The organism is Terriglobales bacterium (assembly GCA_035573675.1).
Taxonomy (GTDB): Bacteria; Acidobacteriota; Terriglobia; order Terriglobales; family Acidobacteriaceae; genus DATMAB01.
Map to the genome: position 1 here is coordinate 51,457 of DATMAB010000015.1, position 20,041 is coordinate 71,497.

General features: G+C 64.5%; 16 protein-coding genes and 1 pseudogene. 10 read left to right on the forward strand and 7 right to left on the reverse strand.

Annotated features, from left to right (window positions below; genetic code table 11):
- Positions 1-2,430: a penicillin acylase family protein gene (locus VNK82_05710; GenBank protein HXE90445.1), complete on the reverse strand. Its 2,430-nt coding sequence runs from the start codon at positions 2,428-2,430 to the stop codon at positions 1-3.
- Positions 2,431-2,648: 218 nt separating this feature from the next.
- On the opposite strand from VNK82_05710, the gene VNK82_05715 reads away from it, so the two are divergent.
- The 9 genes from VNK82_05715 to VNK82_05755 all read left to right on the forward strand — a co-directional run bounded on the left by VNK82_05715 (position 2,649) and on the right by VNK82_05755 (position 12,379).
- Positions 2,649-3,110, forward strand: a complete 462-nt coding sequence (locus VNK82_05715) for a PepSY domain-containing protein (GenBank protein HXE90446.1) — start codon at positions 2,649-2,651, stop codon at positions 3,108-3,110.
- Between the two features lie 269 nt (positions 3,111-3,379).
- A complete protein-coding gene (locus VNK82_05720) occupies positions 3,380-4,975 on the forward strand; it encodes a hypothetical protein (GenBank protein HXE90447.1) in 1,596 nt (531 codons plus the stop codon).
- A 56-nt stretch (positions 4,976-5,031) separates the two neighbouring features.
- Entirely contained in the window at positions 5,032-5,580 is a 549-nt protein-coding gene (locus tag VNK82_05725) for an FMN-binding protein (protein HXE90448.1), read from the forward strand.
- Positions 5,581-5,587: 7 nt separating this feature from the next.
- Positions 5,588-6,688 carry an FAD:protein FMN transferase gene (locus tag VNK82_05730; protein ID HXE90449.1) on the forward strand — a complete coding sequence of 367 codons (1,101 nt, stop codon included), beginning with the start codon at positions 5,588-5,590 and terminating at the stop codon, positions 6,686-6,688.
- A complete protein-coding gene (locus VNK82_05735; GenBank protein ID HXE90450.1) occupies positions 6,651-7,166 on the forward strand; it encodes a Fur family transcriptional regulator in 516 nt (171 codons plus the stop codon). Before VNK82_05730 ends, VNK82_05735 begins: the two co-directional genes overlap by 38 nt.
- A 132-nt stretch (positions 7,167-7,298) precedes the next feature.
- The gene (locus VNK82_05740; protein HXE90451.1) at positions 7,299-7,748 is read left to right on the forward strand and encodes a DUF4870 domain-containing protein; all 450 of its coding nucleotides are present in this window, start codon (positions 7,299-7,301) and stop codon (positions 7,746-7,748) included.
- Positions 7,749-7,935: 187 nt separating this feature from the next.
- Positions 7,936-8,901 (forward strand): hypothetical protein, encoded by a 966-nt coding sequence (locus tag VNK82_05745; protein HXE90452.1) that lies wholly within the window; start codon positions 7,936-7,938, stop codon positions 8,899-8,901.
- Positions 8,902-9,005: 104 nt separating this feature from the next.
- Positions 9,006-11,855, forward strand: coding sequence for a pitrilysin family protein (locus VNK82_05750; protein ID HXE90453.1), 2,850 nt, complete (start codon positions 9,006-9,008; stop codon positions 11,853-11,855).
- A 137-nt stretch (positions 11,856-11,992) separates the two neighbouring features.
- A complete protein-coding gene (locus VNK82_05755; GenBank protein ID HXE90454.1) occupies positions 11,993-12,379 on the forward strand; it encodes a CD225/dispanin family protein in 387 nt (128 codons plus the stop codon).
- A gap of 50 nt (positions 12,380-12,429) precedes the next feature.
- On the opposite strand, the gene VNK82_05760 is transcribed toward VNK82_05755, so the two are convergent.
- From VNK82_05760 to VNK82_05775, 4 genes are all read right to left on the reverse strand, one after another.
- Positions 12,430-14,634 (reverse strand): protein kinase, encoded by a 2,205-nt coding sequence (locus VNK82_05760; GenBank protein ID HXE90455.1) that lies wholly within the window; start codon positions 14,632-14,634, stop codon positions 12,430-12,432.
- A gap of 102 nt (positions 14,635-14,736) precedes the next feature.
- The gene (locus VNK82_05765) at positions 14,737-15,159 is read right to left on the reverse strand and encodes a hypothetical protein (GenBank protein HXE90456.1); all 423 of its coding nucleotides are present in this window, start codon (positions 15,157-15,159) and stop codon (positions 14,737-14,739) included.
- A 12-nt stretch (positions 15,160-15,171) separates the two neighbouring features.
- On the reverse strand, positions 15,172-15,612 hold the full coding sequence (locus tag VNK82_05770; protein HXE90457.1) for a hypothetical protein: 441 nt from the start codon (positions 15,610-15,612) through the stop codon (positions 15,172-15,174).
- Positions 15,613-15,715: 103 nt separating this feature from the next.
- Complete coding sequence (locus tag VNK82_05775) at positions 15,716-18,340, reverse strand: PAS domain S-box protein (protein ID HXE90458.1); 2,625 nt, start codon at positions 18,338-18,340, stop codon at positions 15,716-15,718.
- 256 nt (positions 18,341-18,596) lie between these two features.
- On the opposite strand from VNK82_05775, the pseudogene VNK82_05780 reads away from it, so the two are divergent.
- Positions 18,597-18,743 (forward strand): annotated as a pseudogene (locus VNK82_05780) (LuxR C-terminal-related transcriptional regulator).
- Here the strand turns inward: VNK82_05780 and VNK82_05785 are convergent.
- Both VNK82_05785 and VNK82_05790 read right to left on the reverse strand, forming a co-directional pair.
- Entirely contained in the window at positions 18,740-19,612 is an 873-nt protein-coding gene (locus VNK82_05785) for an EAL domain-containing protein (protein ID HXE90459.1), read from the reverse strand. The pseudogene VNK82_05780 and the gene VNK82_05785 overlap by 4 nt on opposite strands.
- Positions 19,609-19,986: a response regulator gene (locus VNK82_05790; GenBank protein ID HXE90460.1), complete on the reverse strand. Its 378-nt coding sequence runs from the start codon at positions 19,984-19,986 to the stop codon at positions 19,609-19,611. Before VNK82_05790 ends, VNK82_05785 begins: the two co-directional genes overlap by 4 nt.
- Positions 19,987-20,041 lie beyond the last annotated feature (55 nt).

Below are 20,041 nucleotides of genomic sequence, written 5' to 3' on the forward strand. Positions count from 1 at the left end.
CTACGGCGCCGGCCCCAGGACGAGCCGGTGACGCGCAGCTTCCTCTACGGCGGAAGCAGTGAAGGGAAGCGTGTAGGTGCGGCCCTCCAGCCAGGCCTCCCACTGATCCAGGTAATAGCGGCTGAAAATCTGTCCTGACTGCCCGCCGACGATGTTGAGGGTGGAGGCGTCGAGGTCGGACAGGTCGACGGTCAAGCGTTGCGAAGGGCCAAAGGAGCGGCCGACCTGCTTGACCGTCGATCCGTTACCCGATTGCTCGTGCTCTCCGGTCCCGGTCCAGCGGCGCAGGATCGGCAGCAAGCCGAAGAGCGGATGGCTCACTTCGACCTTCGATTGCGATCCCCAGCGCCAGGTGGCGGGGTCGCGGGGCGCTTCCGGTTCGCTCAGTGCGGCTTCCAGCGCGGCCACCAGCAGCGCGTCATAGTTGGGGTAGTTCGGCGGGAGCCAGCGGGCGGGCTGCTCGCGCAGGATGTTCTCCAGAGCAACCGCAGACATGAACCAGCGGTAGTCGTCCTGCACGGGACCGAGCTTGGGACCGTACAGCCGCCGCGTCAATTGCCGGCGGGCGCGTTCCACCAGGGTGGCGGCCGCACTGTCGCGCGTGACGCGGCCGTCCCAGGCGCGCAGCAGTTCCGCCGCCTGTTGGGTGCGGGCAGACGGCTTGGGAGAGCGAGCCACGGCTTCGGCGAATCGCTGGGCGCAGAACAGATCCCACTCCGAAAGCACATCGGTCTGCAGCGCCAGCATGTCGGCACCGGCGAAGCGGCGGCCGGATTCAAGGACGCGATAGATGCGCTCGGTGCGATAGGGCGAAGCCCACTGCAGGGCCAGAAGGTGCGGGTATCGGTCCGGGGTCACGCGCCCGTTGGCCGTGGCCAGAATGCCGGTGGGAGGATCGAAGACGCGCGGCAACTCCTCGTAGGGGACGTAGCCGATCCAGTCGTGGTCGCGGGTCGCACCGGAGACGGGCACGGCGCCGTCGCCCGAGCGCCGGATGGGAATGCGGCCGGTCGCCTGGTAGCCGATGTGGCCGTCCACGTCGGCATAGACCACGTTCTGCGCCGGCGCGCCGAAGCGCGAAAAAGCTTTGCGGAATTCCTCCCAGTTGCGCGCGCGGTTAACGCTAAAGAATGGCAACCGGAAGGTTTCAGGATCGTAAAGCGACCATTGCAGGGCCAGCTTGCGGGTCTCACCCGGCACGAGTTCCGTGACCACCGGGCCGTGCCGCGTGAGCAGCACGTCGAGCACGACGTCCGGCTTGCCCTTGACGTGGATGACTTCGCGGCGGCGCTCGGGAGCCTTCCATCCTTCCGGCGTCAGGTATTCACCGCGGTCGTTGAAGGTCTCAATAAAGATGTCTTCCACGTCGGGGCCGAGATTGGTGAAGCCCCAGGCGATGCGGGCGTTATGACCCACGATCACATAAGGCAGCCCCGGCAAGGTGACGCCGGCTACGTCGAAGTCGCCGGCTTGCAAGTGCGCTTCATACCAGATGTCCGGGATACGGTGCGGCAGGTGCATGTCATTGGCGAGCAAAGGCAAGCCGGATACGGTATGGGCTCCGGAGACGGCCCAGTTGTTGGAGCCGGGTGGCGGCGCCGGTTCGGCAAGGGGCCAAGCGTGAGTCACGCGGCGACCGTCTTCCATGTCATCGGGATCGGCTTCTTCTTCATCTTCGTATTGCTGCACGTCCTTGGGGACGACCCCGGTGGTCGGGGGCAGGACGCCGGGAACACGGTCGCGCCAGGAGGAGCTGGGATAGAGGTCGGCGGCCAGTTGGGGGCCGGCACGGGCGACTACCCTCTCCCGCGCCAGCTCGGTTTCGAACTGGTAGTGATTGAGCAGCTTGACCATGTTGGCGCCGACGAGCAGGGAGTCTTCCACCGTCCAGGGGCGCGGCCAATAGCCGAGCAAGCGGAACTCGATGGGCAGCCGGTCCTGCTGTGATGCGATGAGCGCGTTCACGCCGCGGGCATAGGCTTCGAGGTGAGCACGTTCTTCCGGGCCCAGGCGGGCCGCGGCCAGAGCGGCCGCATGGCGGATCTGGAGGATACGTTGCTCGCGGTCCTGGGGTAGCGCCCGCTCGCCCAGTATCTCCGCCAGCTCGCCGGCAGCGAAGCGCCGAGCCAGGTCCAATTGCCAGAGCCGGTCCTGGGCCGTGACGTAGCCCTGCGCGAAAAACAGGTCTTCAAGGTTCGAGGCGCGGATGTGGGGGACACCCTGCGCGTCGCGCAGCACGGTAACCGGCGCGCCGAGGCCGGGCACGCGGATGGCGCCTTCGAGTTGGGGCAGGGAAGAGATGGCGGCGTAGCAGAACCATGCGGCCGCCCCGCCCACAACCACGACCATCGCCAAGAGCAGATAACCGGCGGCGCGGAAAAAGCGGCGAACGGGGCGGGGAGGAGAAGGTGGGGCGGCGAGCGCGGGCATGCGAACACGATTCTAGCGGAGGGGATGGGGAAGGAGCGGGCGCCCGCGAGGAGAAATGAAAATGAAATTGCATTTCATTTTCATTGACAGCTTGCGGGGTCGAGCCGTAGCATGGTGGGGACCTAAATGAAAATGAATTTCATTTTCAGTTGCGGCTTCGTGGCCAGAGGTCGGGTACGGTCGCGGTTTTCTCCTCAGGCACGGGAGAGGAGGGAAGCATGAGCGCGCGACCCACGCCGGTAGGGGAAGCCGCGAAGGCAAAGAAGGGAACGGCGCTGGTGACCCTGCGGCCCGCTGAACGAGGTGAGCGCGAACCTCACGCGGGGCGGCGGCGCTGGGTGCGCCGGTTGCATGCGGTGGGCGGGCTGGTGCTTACGCTCAACCTGACCTTGCTGCTGGTGACCGGCTTCCTGATGCAGCACACGGAAGGGTTCGGGCTGGACGGCAAGATGGTGAGCCGCGCCTGGTTGCCCGCCGACTATCGCCCGCAGGACGGAAGCGAAGTGCGGGCCGACATCGTCGTAACCGATCTGCATTCGGGCCGCCTCCTGGGCGGGCCGGGCCGCATGGTGGTGGATGCGGTCTCGATCGGGTGGCTGATCATGCTGGTCAGCGGGCTGGTGCTTTATGGCCAGGGACGCTGGCGCAATGGAGCCAGGAACGGAAACGGGGAGGGATGACGACGGAACACTAGAGGCCCCGCCTACGGCTATAGGCGGGGCCCGATGGGATCACGGAGTGGGACACCCCGCGTCATTTCCCGCGGCCATCCTACCAAATCCCGCCGCTTCGGTCATCGAAAACCTCCGAGGGGATTCGTCTCGGCAGTAGCACATTCCAGGTTAAGGAGCGCGTAATGAAAAAGGGTACGTCCTGTCTGCTTTTGCTGTTGCTTTCGATAACAGTAGGCGGTTTCTCCCAAGCCCAGGAACAACCGACGGCTGACCGATTGGATGGACTCCAGAAACTATTGGAGGAACAACAGCAGCAAATCGAAAGCCTGAAGAAAGCGCAGGCAACACTGCTCGAAGAACTGCAGGCCCTGCGAGCGCAGAGTGCACAGCCTGCGACCTCAGTTGCAACGGAAGTGGAGCGGCCGGCGACGGAGCCTGCCATGGCCACGCAAGCGGGCGGCGAGCAGGCGGCGCCCTCCGCGACCGGAGTCCAGGCGTCGCGTTATGTGGATTGGCGCGGCCAGGGCATCGCGCTGGGCGATCGTGTGCGCATCGGAGGCTATGGGTCAGTTCGCTTCGAGACCAATGATGTGCCGGGCGGCAACAACATTCCGGGAGGCTCCGCCGGCGGCTTCACCTTCCGGCGCTTTGTTGTCACGACTGACGCCCGGGTGGCGCCGCGGCTACGGGTGTACAGCGAGATCGAATTCGAGCGGCTGTTCGGGATCGAGGTGGAGAAGAGCGGCACGTTCGAACCGGGGAAGCTGGAACTCGAGCAGGAGACGGAAGGCCGCGGCGAACTCGCCATCGAACAGGCGTGGGGCCAGTACAACTTTGCCGAGAACCACGGGCTGCGCGCCGGGGTGGTGCTGCCGCCGGTGGGCCGCTTCAACCTGCTGCATGACGACGACTACTGGGATGTGCCGCGGCGCACGCTGACCGATCGCGACGCGCCGGTACTGCCGGTGAAATCGGCCTGGCGGGACCTGGGCGCGGGGCTGGTGGGAAGCTTCAATGCGGGCGCAACCGGGAAGCTCGATTACCAAGTCTACGTTCTGAACGGGGCCGCACTGGATTTCAACTTCGAACAGGAGATTGAAACCGAAGCCGGCATTCCCGGCGAGGCGGTGCTGGCACTGAAGGGAGAGCTCGGCCTGACCTCCGGTTTCTTCGACGGCACACGGTCTGCCACCGCGGTAGCGTGGCGAGCCGCCTACAGTCCGTCGCTGCACGGCGAGTTCGCGCTCTCTGGGTATCACGGCAAGTATGCGCCCAGCTTCCTCAGCTTCCGCGAGCCGGTGACCTCGCTGGCCTACGATCACAAGTGGCGCTGGAAGGGATTTGAGACGGAAGCCGAGTTTGTCTACACCAGCATGGGGCGGCTGGACCGGGTGCTGGACGGGTTCGCGGTGGCGGCGTTCAACTCAGCCAACGAGAGCCTGGCCACCTCGGGAGGCGGAGGCCTGACCAAGACGGAGGTGGAACTCGAGCTGGCCAACCTGTCTCGCACGCGGCTGGGCTTCTGGACCGACTTCAAGTACCACGCCCGGCCCAAGTGGCTGAAGAAGACGTTCCTGGGGCGGTCGTTCGAGGATCCGCAGATCATTCCCATCTTTCGGTACGAGCGCGTGTGGCTGAACCGGGCCACCAGCGACATCGAAGTAGTGGGGGGCGTGGTGACCTCCAAGTCCCAGCAGGACCTGGAACAGGACCGCTTCACGTTAGGAGTGAGCTACAGGCCGAACCTGCAGTTCGCCTTGCAGGCGGCGTTCGAACACAATCGCCGCCTCAACGGAGACCGGCTGATCTTTCCGGCGGTGGATGAAGATTCCACCAACGGCCTGATTCTGGGGATGTCGTTCGCGTTTTGAGAGCGGGGGGCGCCGGGCCGGTGCGTACCGGCGCCGCTTCGTCTAAGCTGAGACGGATGCGCAGGGTCGTAGCATGCGTGGTTTTCCTTAATCTGCTGCTGGCGTCCGCGCCGGCGGGCGCCGAGGTGTATTTGACCGAGCCGCAGGCGCTGAAGATCGTCCTGCCGAAGTCTGAGAGCATCGAGAGAGAAACACGCATGCTCAGTGAAGCGCAGCGCATCCAGCTCCAGGAGAAGAGCGGCCTGCGGTTCCCGGAGAAGCAATTCCTTTTCTTCATCGGGAAGACGAAGGGCAAAGTGGACGGCTATGCCCTGATCATGAACGAGATCGGGAAGCACGAGTTCATCACGTTCATGGTGGGCGTAAGCGCCAAGGGCGAGATCACAGACTGCGCGGTGATGGAGTTCCGCGAATCGCGGGGCTGGGAGGTGCGCGAGCAGCGTTTCCTGCGGCAGTTCCGGGGGAAGAAGAGCGGCGACCCCATCCAGGTGAATCGCGACATCGTCAATTACACCGGGGCGACGCTTTCCTCCCACGCCATCGCGCGCGGCGTGAAGCGGACGCTGCTGCTGACCGAGCTCTTCTATCCGCGGGAAAAGGAGTGAGGCAACGGTGAGTTCGAGGGTCATGGCCGCAGCCGGACTGCTGGCGCTGACGCTGCATGCGATGGCGGCGGAGAAAGCGTCGCCGGTCAAGCAGATCCGCTATCGCATGGGCACGCTGTGCGAGATCACGGCCTATCCCGTGGACGGAGATGGCCGGCGCACGGATGCGGCCATCGAAGCGGCGTTCGCCGAAGTGACGCGCCTCGACCATGCCCTTTCGAACTGGAAGCCTGATTCGGAGCTGATGCGCCTGAACACGGCGGCGGCCGCAGAGGGCAGGGATCGTCCGTGGGCGCCGGCGGGAGAGGAGCTGTTCGAGCGCCTGTTGGTCGCCTTGCGGATCGCGGAGGCAACCGACGGAAGATTCGACCCCACCGTGGGACCGCTGGTACGCGCTTATGGATTCCTTCCGCGGGGGAACGGAGGCGACACGCACGTTCGAGAGGCGAGCCGCCGGGTCGGTTGGCGGAAGGTGCGGCTCGATGTCCAGGGGCGGAGAGTGCAATTCGCCGAGTCCGGCATGGAGGTGGACCTGGGTGGCATTGCCAAAGGATATGCCGCGCAGCGCGCCGCTGAGGTCTTGCGGCAACACGGCATACGGGCCGCTCTCGTGAATCTGGGCGGCAGCTCCATCGTGGCGGTGGGAAGCCCGGCGCGCGGGACCGGCGAGTGTGACGATGATTGCCGCGACGGCTGGCCGGTTTTGGTACGGGATCCGCGGGACGGCCGCACTCCGGTGGCGTTCATCGAGCTGAGGGACGGCGAAGCGCTGGGGACTTCCGGGACGTATGAGAAGCTGCAAGGGCGGCGCTCCCATATCCTCGATCCCCGGACGGGGCGAGCGCTGGAAGGGAAGCGCAGCGCCACCGTGCTGCTGCGGAATGCCGAGGTCGCGGACGCGCTGGCCAAACCGTTCCTGCTGCTGGGCGCGCTGGAGGGCTCCGGGCCGGTACAATTGTGCCAAAGCTATCCCGCGGCCAGTGTTATGCTCTTGGCCGCGCGGGGAGGAGCCTTGACGCGCTGGTCCGCGGGGCCAGAGGCGGAGCGCTTCCTCCTCATTTCGGTGAGCCATGAGAAGCCGGACCAGCGAACTGCCCAAGCGCGTTGACGACCAGCCGAGCATCTCGCGCGACGCTCTGCGCGAGGCCACGGACATCTTCCATCGCCACTTGAAGAAGGTGGGGCACAAGCACACCGAGCAGCGCGACACCATCCTGCATACCTTCCTGGAAAGCCGGGAACATCTCTCCACCGACGAGCTGCACCGCATGGTGCGGAAGAAGGACCCGGGCATCGGGTTCACCACCGTCTACCGTACGCTCAAGCTGCTGATGGAATGCGGGCTGGCCAGCGAAGTGGCGTTCCACGACGGCATCGCGCGCTACGAGCACCAGTTCAATCGCCGCAGCCATCACCACATGATCTGCACCGAGTGCGGCAGCTCGGTGGAGTTCTTCTTTCCCGAGGTGGAGCGGCTGGAGCAGGAGATCGGCCGCAAGTACCACTACGAGACCACGCGGCACACGTTCCAGATCTATGGCATCTGCGAGGACTGCCGGAAGCGGTCCGAGCGCCGGCCGTTTTAGCGCGCAAATTTTCTTTGCTTTGTCGGCGGGATTCTGATAGTTTCCGCGCGCAGCTCGTATCGGTTCCTGCGCTCGAGGGGGGAGCGGCAGGAACGCGTTTCAGGCTTCCGTTTCAATCCGGGGGAGGATTCCATGGCTCGTTACTGCGCGTCGTGTGGTGCAATGATGACCGAGCAGCAGACCACGTGCCCGTCCTGCGGCAAGGCGGCCGGCGCTCCGCCGGCCGGGGGCGGGGCAGCCACGGCCGGCGGCGGTCTTTCCGACAACGTGGCGGCGTTGCTGGGCTATTTGTTCGGCGTGATCGCCATCGTGTGGCTGCTCATCGAACCGTACAACAAGAACAAGTTCATCCGCTTCCATGCCTTTCAATGTCTGTTCTTCCTGGCGGCCTGGATCGGGATCAACATCGTGCTGGGCATTCTGGGGGCGATTCCGGGCGTCGGCCTGGTGACGATCCTGCTGTGGCCGCTGGCCGGACTCGGGGTGTTCGTCCTGTGGATCGTGCTCATGATCAAGGCCTACCAGGGCCAGAAGTGGAAACTGCCGTTCATCGGCGACCTGGCAGAGAAGCAGGCGGGCTAGCGGTTTTCTGCGCGGGATGGGAGGCGGGAACAGCGGCGGTTCCCGCCTTTTTGCTTTGAGGGAAGGCGGCGGTCGGGATGGGAGCGCTTGACAGAAGTCCCGGAAGCTGGCCATCCTATCTGCTTTTTGCCCGACGCCTGGATGCGTGGTGAGTTGGGGCGCGGGGCCTGTAGGGTGAGACAGGAGCTTGCGAGTCCGCGTTTTTTTCCACGACAAGTGTTTCGACGGCGCCGCCTCAGCGGCGCTGTTCTCGCGCTTCTATCGCGAGCGCCAGCACGCGGAGGCCGAGTTCCAGTACACCGGCCTGGTGCATCGCGCCGGCTCCCTGTTTGATGAAACGCTCTTTACCGGCGACGAAAACGCGATCGTCGATTTCAAGTACTCCACGTCGCCGCGCATCACCTGGTGGTTCGATCATCATCAGAGCGCGTTCCTGACCAAGGAGGACGCAGAGCATTTCCGCCAGCATCAGGATGGCCGGCGCTTCTTCGATCCCGAATACAAGTCGTGCACCAAGTTCATCGCCGACATCACCCAGAAGCACTACGGGTTCGATCCGCGGCCGGTGGCGGAGCTGATCCGGTGGGCCGACATCATCGACGGCGCGCAGTACCCCGACGCGCGCAGCGCAGTGGAGATGCGCGAGCCCGCCACGCGGCTTACCATGGTCATCGAGGCCACGCAGGATCCGACGCTTTTGCCGCGACTGATCCCCCTGCTGGCCGAAAAACCGCTGAGCGAAATCCTGGAGCAGCCCTTCGTGGCCTCGCTGCTGCCGCCGCTGCTGGAGCGCCACCAGCGGTCGATTGAGATCATCCGGCAGCGTTCTGAGAGCAAGAACGGCACCGTGTTCTTCGACGTGACCGACCACGACCTGGAGGGTTACAGCAAGTTTATCCCCTACTATCTCCACCCGGAGAGCACGTACAGCGTGGGGTTGAGCAAGAGCAGTTTTCGCACCAAGATATCCGTGGGTTCGAACCCCTGGGCGCCGGAGGCAGTAGCGGTCAACCTGGCGGCCATTTGCGAACGCTACGGAGGCGGAGGCCACGCGCGGGTCGGCGCCATTTCCTTCGAGCCCAACCAACTGGAGCGCGCCCGACAAGCCGCAGAGGAGATCGTGGCGGAACTCCGGGCCCGCCGGGGGAACTGACTGCCGCCCACCCGCGTATTCCTGTATGATTGCCTTTTGCCACCCAGCGCGTCCAACTGGCTGAATCCTTGTCCCCAGCCCCTCACTCCAGAAGGAGATTTCCCATGCTCTACAGGATTGGCTTTCCTGCCCTCGCCATGGTGTTTGTCCTGACCGCCACGCTGGCATCCGCCCAGGCCGCGAAGAACGCGGCTGGCGGCGCCGCACCTACTTCCGCGACCATAGCCTTCGAAAAGTACAAGTTGAAGAATGGCCTGGAAGTGATTCTTTCCGAGGATCATCGCCTGCCCATGGTGGCAGTGAATCTGTGGTATCACGTGGGTCCCTCGCATGAGAAGCCGGGCCGCACCGGTTTCGCCCACCTGTTCGAGCACATGATGTTCCAGGGCTCGCGCCACATCGGCGACGACCAGCACTTCAAGTTCCTGGAGGGCGCCGGCGCCAGCGACATCAACGGCACCACCGACTTCGACCGCACCAACTACTTCGAAACCCTGCCCTCGAACCAGCTCGAGCTGGCGCTGTGGCTGGAAAGCGACCGCATGGGATATCTGCTGGACACGCTCGACCAGGCCAAGCTGACCAACCAGATCGACGTGGTCCGCAACGAGCGGCGCCAGGGTGTGGAGAACCCGCCGTACGGGCTGGTGGAAGAGGCGGTGTACCAGCAACTGTTTCCCAAGGGCCATCCTTATTACGCGTACGTGATCGGCTCGCACGCCGACCTGGAAGCGGCCCATCTGGACGACGTGCGCGACTTCTTCAAGCAGTACTACGCGCCTAACAATGCCAGCCTGGCCATCGTAGGCGATTTCGACAAGGCGCAGGCCAAGGCGCTGGTGGAGAAATATTTCGGCAGCATCCCAGCCGGGCCACCGGTCGAGCCGCTAAACGTGAAGACGCCGCCCATCACCTCCGAGCGCCGCAAGGTCGTGACCGACCGGGTGGAGTTGCCCAAGGTGTACCTGGCGTGGATCACTTCGCCCGTCTACAAGCCGGGCGACGCCGAGTTCGATCTGGCCGCCCGCATCCTGGGCCAGGGGAAGTCGAGCCGCCTGTACAAGCGGCTGGTCTATGAAGACCAGATCGCGCAGAGCGTGAACGTCACACAGAACTCGCTGATCCTGGGCTCGGTATTCGCGATCGAGGCTACGGCGAAACCGGGCGTCAAGCCGGAGCAGCTGGAGGCGGCAATCACCGAGGAAGTCGAGAAGTTGCGGGAGCAGGGACCGACTGCGGCCGAAATCGAAGCGGCGCGCAACGTGATTCAGTCCACCATCATCCGCGGGCTGGAGACGCTGGGAGGTTTCGGCGGCGTAGCCGACCGCCTGAACCAGTACAACCACTATCTCGGCGATCCCGGCTACCTGCCCAAAGATCTGGCCCGCTACGACCAGGCGACGCCGGAGTCCGTGCGCAAGTACGTGCGGGAGCAATTGACGAGAAACGCCCGCGTGGTGGTGTACGGAGTGCCGGGCGAGAAGGTCATCGACGATGTACCGCGCAAGACGGCATCCGAAGCCGAGCAGAAGAAGCAGGAGATGGCGGGCACCATGCCAGACGAGACCTGGCGCGCGCAACCGCCGAAACCCGGCCCGGTTTCCAAACTGAGCCTGCCGGCCCCGGTGAAGTTCCAGTTGCCCAACGGCCTGAACGTGTACCTGCTCGAGCGGCACAACCTGCCCGTTATCTCGGTCAACCTGGCGGTGCTGGCGGGCAGCGAGGCGAATCCGAAGGGCCGTCCGGGAACGGCCTCGTTCACCGCCGACATGCTGGACGAAGGCACCGAAAAGCGCGCGACTTTGCAGCTGGCGCAGGACGTGGACAAGATCGGCGCCACGCTGGCCGCCACCTCGACCGCCGACTACGCCTCAGTGACCATGCGGAGTCTCACGCGCAATGCCGAGGCGTTGTTCGAGATCCTTTCCGATGTGGCCCTGCATCCGGCGTTCACACCGGCGGAGATCGAGCGGGTCCGCAAGGAACGTCTGACCACGCTGCTGCAGCAGCGGGACAATCCGACCCAGCTCGGCATCCGCACGTTCTACCGCGAGCTGTACGGCTCCGGACATCCCTACGGCACGATCGACCTGGGCACGGAGACGTCCAATAAGGCCATCACCCGCGAGGATCTGGCCGGTTTCTGGAAACAACGATATGTGCCGGGCAACAGCGCGCTGGTGGTAGCAGGAGCTTTGAGCGAGGCGGAACTGCGCAGCCTGGCGACAAAGTACTTCGGGGACTGGAGCGGGCAGGGAGAGAAGGCGACACCTCCGGAAGCGCCCATCGCGGGCGCACGACGGGTGGTGATCGTGGACAAGCCCGGCGCGCCGCAGACCTATGTGCGCGTCGGGCAGGTCGGTGTTCCGCGTTCCTCGCCGGACTACGTGCCACTGGAGGTCATGAACACCACGCTGGGAGGCCTGTTCTCCAGCCGCATCAACCTGAACCTTAGGGAGCAGCATGGTTACACGTACGGCGCCTTTTCGGCTTTTGTCTATCGCCGCGGGCCTGGTCCGTTCTTTGCCGGCAGCAGCATCCGGACCGACGTGACGGCTCCGGCGATAGGAGAGATCTTCAAGGAGATCGAGCGCATGCGGAACACCGACCTCACGGCGGAGGAGCTGCGCATCGCGAAGGACTTCATCTCCCGTTCGCTGCCCGGCCTGTTCGAAACCACGCTGCAGGCGGTGAATACGGTGCGCGACATGTACGTGTATGACCTGCCGCTCACCTACTACAGCGAGCTGCCCAAGGCGGTGGATGAGGTCACTGCGGCGGACGTTCGCCGCGTGGCGCAGAAGTATCTGACTCCGGAACACATGATCGTGGTGAGCGTGGGCGACCGCTCGAAGATCCAGCCGGAGATCGAGAAGCTGGGGCTGGGCACGGTGGAAGTGCGCGACCTCGACGGCAATCCGGTGCAGACCGCCCAGGCCACACCCGGCAATTAGGAAGCGGAATCTCCACTTCAGGGCCGCCGAGGCTTCGGCGGCCTTTTTGCTGGCGGGAGGTTTGAAAAAGTGCTTTGCAAACCGCCGGGCGCGGTTTATGTTTGCGGGCCAATTCTCCGGATCTCGAGGCGAAGAAGATGGCCGTCATCTACTGCCAGCAGTGCGGCACCCAGAACGACACTCTGGCCACTGTCTGCGGCCAGTGCGGAACTCCTCTGCGGGCCACCGCGACGCCCACTACGCCGGCAGCGCCACCCGCGGCGGCGGGGACAACGGCGGCGAAAGTGGAAAACTATCTGGTCCCGGCGATTCTGGTCACCGTGTGCTGCTGCCTGCCGCTGGGCATACCGGCCATCATCTACGCGGCGCAGGTCAACACGAAGTTGCAGGCCGGAGATTTGGCCGGCGCACAGGCCAGTTCGCGCAGCGCCCGTACCTGGTGCCTGGTCGCGGGGATCGCAGGAGCTGCGGGAGTCGTGGTGTACGCGATGCTGGCGGTCGTGGGGGCGATGATGGAGCGCTAGCCGGCCCGTGCGACCTGCGGCAAATCCCAGCGCTTAGGATGCGGTGCTTCCTATCGTTCTTTCACCAGGCGCTCGAACTCCGGGTCGCCATGCAGGCAGTTGAAGTCGGGGTCGCGCGCGATCCAGTCGAGATTGCTGTAGCCGGCCTCCTTGGCGCGCCTGAGGGTGGCGAGAGCTTCAGGTTTCTTCCCCAGGATGCCGTAGGTGCAGGCGGCGTTATAGAGGATGTTGGAGTCCTTGGGGCGCATCGTAACCGCGATCTGCAATTCGCGGATGGCGTCGTCGATGTTGCCTTGGCCGGCGTAGCGGTTGGCCAGCAGCATGCGCGCGCGGACATCTTCCGGCACCAGTTCGAGCTGCTGCTCCAGAGCGCGGATGTGCCGCAGCGCGAATTGGTGGGCTACGGCCTTGCGGCCCAGCCGTTCGAGTGAAAGCTCAAAGGGGACGTAGACGTTGTAGTCATCGCCGCTGGCCTGAACGGCTTGCTCGGCGATGTCGGCCGCTTCCTCAAACCTGTCTGAGTTAAACAACGAGCGTCCCAGCACGTCGTACGCGCCTTCGCAGTTGGGCTTGCGCGCGATGGCCTCCTGGGCGTAGCGGATGGCCTCGTCATACTTCTTCTGCGCGAAGGCGACGCGGCCGCGAGCCGCCAAGACCTCGGGCAAATCGGGCTGCAGAGCCATGCCGCGGTCGCAGGCCGCCAGCCCGCGCTCGATCCAGCGCGGATTCTGCTCCCGGAACTCGTAGTAAATGCCGCACACCAGGCCCAGGCCGGCGTACGCCATGGCGAAGGTGGGATCGAGGGCGATAGCGCGCTCGTACATCTCGATGGCGAATTCCAGGTTCATTTGCCGGGTATAGCTGCGCCCGCGCAGATAGAAGTCGTAGGCCTGAGCGTTCTCGGTGGGTTTCTGCGCGATCTGCTGCTCTTCCTGCGGGGAGAGGGCGACGCGCAGCGCCTGAGCGATGTTGCGGGCAATCTCGTCCTGAACCTCGAAGACGTCGGACATCTCGCGGTCGTAACGCTTGGCCCACAGGGTGTGGCCGCTCGCCGTCTGGGCAAGCTGCGCCGTGATGCGCAGGCGGTTGCCGGCGCGGCGCAGGCTGCCCATGAGGACGTAGGCGGCGTTGAGCTCCTGGCCGATCTGTTGCGCGCTGCCGGCCTTATCGCGATAAGCCAGCACGGCCGCGCGCGGGAATACGCGCAGGCCCTTGATGTTGGCCAGCTCGGTGATGATGTCCTCGGTCATGCCGTCGCGAAAATATTCGTCTTCGCGGGAGTCGCTCAGATTCTCGAAGTAGAGGACGGCGACGGACTTTTCCGCGTCCGGGACCGCCGCGGGCCGGCCCTCGACCGCGCGCTTGCGGCCGGAATCGAGGTCGCGCTTCACGCGTTCCAGGTCGGCGCGCGTTTCGGCCGCACTCTGGTACCGCATGCGCTTGTCCTTCTCCAGCGCCTTGCCGATGATGCGGACCATCTCGGTGGGGAGTTCGGGATTCAGCCGCAGCGGCGACTTGGGGATGACATTGAGGATGCCGTCGAAGATCACGGCCGAGGTATTGCCCGGGAAGGGAAGCTCGCCGGTGGCCATTTCGTACAGCACGGCGCCGAAGGAGAAGAGGTCGGTGCGGGCGTCGAGCTCTTCGCCGCGAGCCTGTTCCGGCGACATGTAAGCCACGGTGCCGACGGTGGAGCCGGGACTGGTGAGCGTGTCGGAGCCCGCCAGACCACCGGCAGTTTCCGCCATCACCGCGACGGCCTCCCCGACCTTCTGGCGCATGGGCAAAAGCTTGGCCAAACCGAAGTCGAGGATCTTTACCTGTCCGCGACGGGTGAGGAAGATGTTGGCGGGCTTGATGTCGCGATGCACGATGCCCTTGCTGTGGGCGGCGTCGAGGGCATCGGCCATCTGATGGGCCAGCTCGACCAGCGTGTCCACCGGGAAGGCGCCCATGGAAGCGATGCGGTGCCGCAGGGTTTCGCCCTCCAGCAGTTCCATGGCGATGAAGGGCTGGCCGGAGAACTCATCGACATCGTAGATGGTGCAGATGTTGGGGTGGTTCAGGGCGGAGGCGGCGCGGGCTTCGCGCCGGAAGCGCTCCACGGCTGACTCATCGCCCGAGTACTCCTGCGGGAGGAACTTGAGCGCCACGCTGCGGTTCAGGCGCGTGTCTTCAGCGCGAAAGACCACTCCCATGCCGCCGCCCCCGAGCTTTTCCGTGATGCGGTAATGAGAGACGGTCTGGCCTAGCATCGTGAGGGAGTCCGCGACAGAACCGCCAATGTTATCTGCGCGTGGAAGGCGAGTCAAACCCGAATCGGCTTCAGGCTTCCGGGGCGAGCCCGAGCGGCACGCCTACCGGGTGGGCATGATCATGCCCTTCCACCGCCAGCGGCCTTCCGCATCCTGCAAGAAGACGACGGCGCAGTTGTAGATGACGTCGGTGGGGGTACAGGGTAAGACGCGGAACAGGCGGCCCTGCTTGCCACGATAGACGATGGGCTGGCCTTGCACGGCCTGCTGCAGGTTCAGCCATTGGCGGCCGTTGTCGGCGGCCAGTCCCTGGAAGACGATGTCGGGCGCTACGTTGGTGCCGCGGATGAAAGCGAAACGCGGCGCCATCATCTCCCGAAGGGCGGCTTCGTCCTTTTGGGCGACCGCTTGCTTGAAGGAGGCGTAAAAGGCGTCGAACTCCCTTTCGTTCTGACCGACGACGGGTGCGGCAAGCGCTGCCAGCAAGGCAGCGAGGAGAATCGCTCTGTGCAGCGCCCTCTTCATAATACCCTGAGCTTAACGCACATCTTCAGCCTTGGTACGATCCAGGTCCGCTTTCAGCGCGCTGAGCAGAGCGGAGTGTTCCGCTGAGAATCCATTCTCTCGCGAGGCACGCCACAGATAAGTCCCGCCCGGCCACATGCCGCGGGCGTAGACCGCCAAAACGTCTTCCGAAGGCCGGGCCTGGACGGCCAGGATCATGTCGGCCTGCCAGGGCCGGTAGACCAGGGTGTAGCCGGGCCACCTCCGGACCTCTTCTTGGACGCGCGCGATGGCCGCCCGGTCCTCGGGGAACAGGTTAGGCGAGAACTGCGGCCCATCGTAGCTGGTCACATAAACGAAACGCGCATTCTTCAGGGTGCCCAAAGCTTTCCAGTCCTGCTCCCGGGGGCCCTGGGCCAGAGCCATCGCGGAGCACAGCGCCAAAAGCGCCAACGCACTGCGCAGGTACTTCATCGCTTGCCTCCCGGTTCTACCTCCTACTTATTTAGATGAGATACGCCACGGTTCCGTCGCGGCAAATAGAGGCAGGGGAACAGCCTTTACTGCAACGAAGGGATTACGGTGAGGAGTTGCCGTCCAGCGCGGTCAATCTCCTCAGTGTGCGCACCAATTCTTCCAGGGGAAAAGGCTTCTGCAGCAGGACGGAGCCGGGCTTCAGCATGCCCTGAGAAAGCACGGTATCGCCGGTATATCCGGAAGTGAAGACCACGCGGACCTCGGGCCGCAGTTCGGCGAACCGGTGAGCCAGCTCGGGGCCGGTCATGCCGGGCATGACGATATCGGTGACCAGAGCGTGGATAGGCGTCGGGGTTTGCTCGGCGAGCTGGAGTGCTTCGGCGCCACTGAGAGCGGCCAGGACGCGAAAGCCGCGTACCTGGAGGTAGTCCGTCGTGGCCTCGCGCACGGCCTCCTCATCTTCCACCAGCAGCACGGTCAGCTCGCGGCCGGTGGCGGGCGGAGGCGGGGCCGCGACTGCGGCGGCATCTTCCTGCACGCCTTCCGCAAGCGGCAGATAGATCTTGAAGGTCGAGCCCCGTCCGGGCTCACTGTACACCCAAATGGAGCCTCCACTCTGCTTCACAATGCCGTAGACGCTGGAAAGACCCAGGCCGGTGCCGCGGCCGGCCTCCTTGGTGGTGAAGAAAGGCTCGAAGATGTGAGAGCGGGTTTCAGCGTCCATGCCCACGCCCGTGTCGCTCAGGGCCACCATCACGTGGCGTCCCGGGCGGCTCCCGACGTGGTTCTGAACGTAACCCTGATCCAGTTCGACTTCTGCGGTCTCGATGGTTAACGTACCGCCCTTGGGCATGGCGTCGCGGGCATTGGTGGCCAGATTCATGACCACCTGCTCCAATTGGCCGGGATCGACGCGCACGCGTCCGATCCCGGGTTGCAGGACCATGCGCACCTTGATGTCTTCGCCGATCAGGCGGGGGAGCATCTCGCCGAGTTCGGCCAGCAGCTCGTTGACGTTCAGCACGCGGGGCGCGAGCACCTGGCGGCGGCTGAAGGCGAGGAGCTGCCGCGTGAGACGGGCGCCGCGTTCCGCCGCCTTCAGGATGGCTTCCGCATGCCGGTGAAGGCGGTCGCCCTCGGGAAGGCTCTCCCGCAGCATGGTGGCGTAGCTTTGCGTGATCATGAGGAGATTGTTGAAGTCATGGGCCAGGCCGCCCGCGAACACTCCGATGGCCTCCATCTTCTGCGCCTGATAGAGCTGCTGCTCAAGCTGGCGACGCTCGGTGATGTCCTCCAGGATGCCCTCGAAGCCGTACGCCTTCCCCTGAGCGTCCTTCAACGTCCTCCCGCCCAAACGCACGCTGACCCGGGAGCCGTCCTTGCGCTTGAAGTCCAGCTCGTAGCCGGTGAAGGTGTCTGTCAGAAGCGCCCGGCCGATCACCTGGCGACGATCGGCCGGGTCCCAGTAGACATCGGTGGAAAGGCGCAGGGCCAGGACTTCCTCCCGCGACCCGTAGCCGAGCATTTTTACCAGCGCCTGATTGACCGAGGTGAAGCGGTCCTCGCTGATGCTGGAGGTATAGATGGCGTAGGGAGCGTTCTCGACCAGCGAGCGGTAGTTGGTCTCAGAGCGGGCCAGGGCTTCGGCGGTCTGCCTGGCTTCGGTGATGTCATAGCCGACGCAAAGCAGGGCGGGACGCCCCTCGAAGTCAATCTGGGTGGCGCTCAGGTCGAGCCAGCGTTCCTCGCCGTCCTGACGGACGATCTTGAACTGGTATTGCCCAGGCGGATGCTCCCCGCGCAGGCGCGCCTGCGCGCGCTCCCGCACCTGGGCACGGAAGTCGGGATGGACCACTTGCCAGAAGTCGATGCGGGAATCCTGCGGCCAGCGGTAGCCGGTGATCTGCTCGGCCGCCGGATTGGCATAAAGGATGCGGGCGCCGTCGTGGATGAGAATGGCGGTGGGAGCGGTTTCGGACACGGCACGGAACTTGGCTTCGCTCTCGCGCAGGGCGTCCTCAACCCGTTTGCGCTCGGTAATGTCGGCGGCCAGCACCAGGCGCGCAGGCCGGCCCTCCCAGGCAATCCTGTGGGAGCTGATCAGTACATCGAAGACCGTTCCGTCCTTCTTGCGATGACGCCACTCGCCGGCCTCGAGAGCGTCCTGATGCTCCGCGAGTTGGGCGCTCTCGATGAGCCTGGGTACGTCCTCGAAAGGACGAATGTCCTTGATGGTCATGCACTGGAATTCATCCCGTGAGTAGCCGTAGCGGGCCACAGCGGCATCGTTGACGGCCAGGAAGCGCAAGGTTTCCGCGTCATACACCCACATGGGCTGCGGGCTTTGCTCGAAGAGCAGGCGATAACGCTCCTCGGCGCCGGAAAGAGCCTTCTTGGTGGAGCGGAACGAGACCACGAGTGCGGTAAGCAGGAGGGCGGCCAGGTCGAAGGCAAGCAAGCGGATGGCGCCTTCGCTCTCGATGGATAGAGATTGAGCGGGCCGGAGGAAGAGATAAGCGGTGGCGACACTACTGAGCAGGGTGGCAAGCATTCCACCCGGCCAGCCACCGAACCAGGCGCTGACCGCAACCGCTACGGTGAAGAAGCTGAAGAACGGGTCTTCCCTGATACCGGGTATCAGGAAGGTGAGGACCAGGGCCAGGGCCGTGGACAATACGGCAATGCCGTAGCGCAGCGCAAGCGAGCGTGAAGACAGTGTGCGCATGACGAATCCACCGGCAAGGGCGCCCGGCCGCTACCACCAGATTCGCACGGCGTCCTACGGTTTTCTTACTAGGGCCCCATTCTGTTTCGGTATCGGAACAACCGGTGGATTCGGCGCGTGCGACAGGGCAATCGGGTTCTTCAACCGATAAATTCTTTCACAACTAGCAGTTGGAGGACAATCTATAAAATTCGGGATTCAGGCACCCAGGGCTAGTTCAGCAGACTACGGGTGATGCAGCCTTGTCCGTGAGGGAAGCAGCCATAAAGGGGTGGCGGAGCGGCTGGGAATCAGCGGGCGGACGGCGGAGAGCCATCGCACCCACATCATGAGCAAGCGGCACTTCCGCTCTCTGAGCGACCTGGTGCGCTACGCCGTGAGGAATGAAGTAGCGCAGGCTTAGCCGCCGAACTCCAACTGCAGCAGGGCCGGCGCCAGGGGATTCGCCGAGGCGGGCATTTTCCGGCTGGCCGCCATCTCCCTGAGGAGCAAGCTGGGCCGGACGTAGCCGGAGCGGCCGGCGAACCACTCGCAAGCCTGGAGTTCATCGACGGTCATGGGGGCAGCCAGCAGGTAACACTGAATCAGGGTGAAGCCCATGGCCAGCAGGACTTCCAAATCGGCGTAGCGGTCCACGCCTTCGATGACGGGCTGGGCCCCGAACTCGCGGCCCAGATGCAGGATGGAATCCAGAACAGCGCGTCGGTAGGGATCGGAGACACAACCGACAACGATCGACGAGTCCACCTTCACGTAGTCGGGCTTGCAGTCCAGCAGCATGCGATAGTGCGAGTGGCCGCTGCCCAGGTCGTCCAGGGCGATGCGGACTTCGTTCTCACGCAGCAGGTTGAGGCAGGAGATCAGGTTCGGCCGGTCCCAGGAAGGGGTTTGTTCCACGACCTCAAGAATGAGGCGCGAGGGGGCCACAGAATTCGTGGCGGCGGTCTCCAGCAGGAAGCCGGCGAAATCGCGTTCGCTACCCAAGGTGGAGGCATGAACGTTGAGGGAGACATCCACATCCGGCGGCAGATCGCGGACGGCGTCGAGGATGGTGCGCACGCAGGCGCGGTCGACGGCCGCCTCCTGCCGCTTGCGGCGAACGTACTCAAAGAGGACTCCGGCCGGCTCGAGGATGGTCCCTTTAGGCCCACGCGTCAGGGCTTCGACGGCGTGCAGCCGCTGGCCACGGGAGGAGACTTCGAAGATGGGCTGCAGACGGGTGGAAAGCCCACCCGGTTCGAGGACGGCAGGGAGAAGACATCCGGTTTTCATTTCTCACCACCCAGGACCTTACGTACGACCTTCAGCAGTTCAGGCAGGGGTTGCGGTTTGTCCAGCACGGCGTGCACCCGGTTCAGGCGGCATTCGGCGTCCACTTCCGGGGAGCGATAAGCCGTCTGCAGGATGACCTTGGTCCAGGGATAGCGCTCGTAAATCTCCTCGATCAGGCTCAGGCCCTCAGCGCGGTTCACGGAGCTGAGGCGCAGATCGGTAATCACGAGGTCGTAGCGATAGTTGGCGAGCAGGGCCTGGGCCGCGGCCAGCTCCTGGGCGCGGTCCACCACGTAGCCGTGGGCTTCCAGAAAGTCTGCCATGGAGTTGAGGATGGTCTCCTCGTCTTCCACCAGAAGGATTTGCTGCGGCATAAGCCGAAAGGTGCTCCGTTCTCGGGCCGGCGTGGCTACGGGTGCGGCCCGCCCT

Coding starts and splice junctions, on each gene's coding strand:
- VNK82_05715 (HXE90446.1), top strand. CDS start 2,649: ATGAGCGCGCGACCCACGCCGGTAGGGGAAGCCGCGAAGGCAAAGAAG.
- VNK82_05725 (HXE90448.1), top strand. CDS start 5,032: ATGCGCAGGGTCGTAGCATGCGTGGTTTTCCTTAATCTGCTGCTGGCG.
- VNK82_05775 (HXE90458.1), bottom strand. CDS start 18,340: ATGCGCACACTGTCTTCACGCTCGCTTGCGCTGCGCTACGGCATTGCC.
- VNK82_05755 (HXE90454.1), top strand. CDS start 11,993: ATGGCCGTCATCTACTGCCAGCAGTGCGGCACCCAGAACGACACTCTG.
- VNK82_05785 (HXE90459.1), bottom strand. CDS start 19,612: ATGAAAACCGGATGTCTTCTCCCTGCCGTCCTCGAACCGGGTGGGCTT.
- VNK82_05735 (HXE90450.1), top strand. CDS start 6,651: ATGAGAAGCCGGACCAGCGAACTGCCCAAGCGCGTTGACGACCAGCCG.
- VNK82_05765 (HXE90456.1), bottom strand. CDS start 15,159: ATGAAGAGGGCGCTGCACAGAGCGATTCTCCTCGCTGCCTTGCTGGCA.
- VNK82_05740 (HXE90451.1), top strand. CDS start 7,299: ATGGCTCGTTACTGCGCGTCGTGTGGTGCAATGATGACCGAGCAGCAG.
- VNK82_05710 (HXE90445.1), bottom strand. CDS start 2,430: ATGCCCGCGCTCGCCGCCCCACCTTCTCCTCCCCGCCCCGTTCGCCGC.
- VNK82_05750 (HXE90453.1), top strand. CDS start 9,006: ATGCTCTACAGGATTGGCTTTCCTGCCCTCGCCATGGTGTTTGTCCTG.
- VNK82_05760 (HXE90455.1), bottom strand. CDS start 14,634: ATGCTAGGCCAGACCGTCTCTCATTACCGCATCACGGAAAAGCTCGGG.
- VNK82_05790 (HXE90460.1), bottom strand. CDS start 19,986: ATGCCGCAGCAAATCCTTCTGGTGGAAGACGAGGAGACCATCCTCAAC.
- VNK82_05770 (HXE90457.1), bottom strand. CDS start 15,612: ATGAAGTACCTGCGCAGTGCGTTGGCGCTTTTGGCGCTGTGCTCCGCG.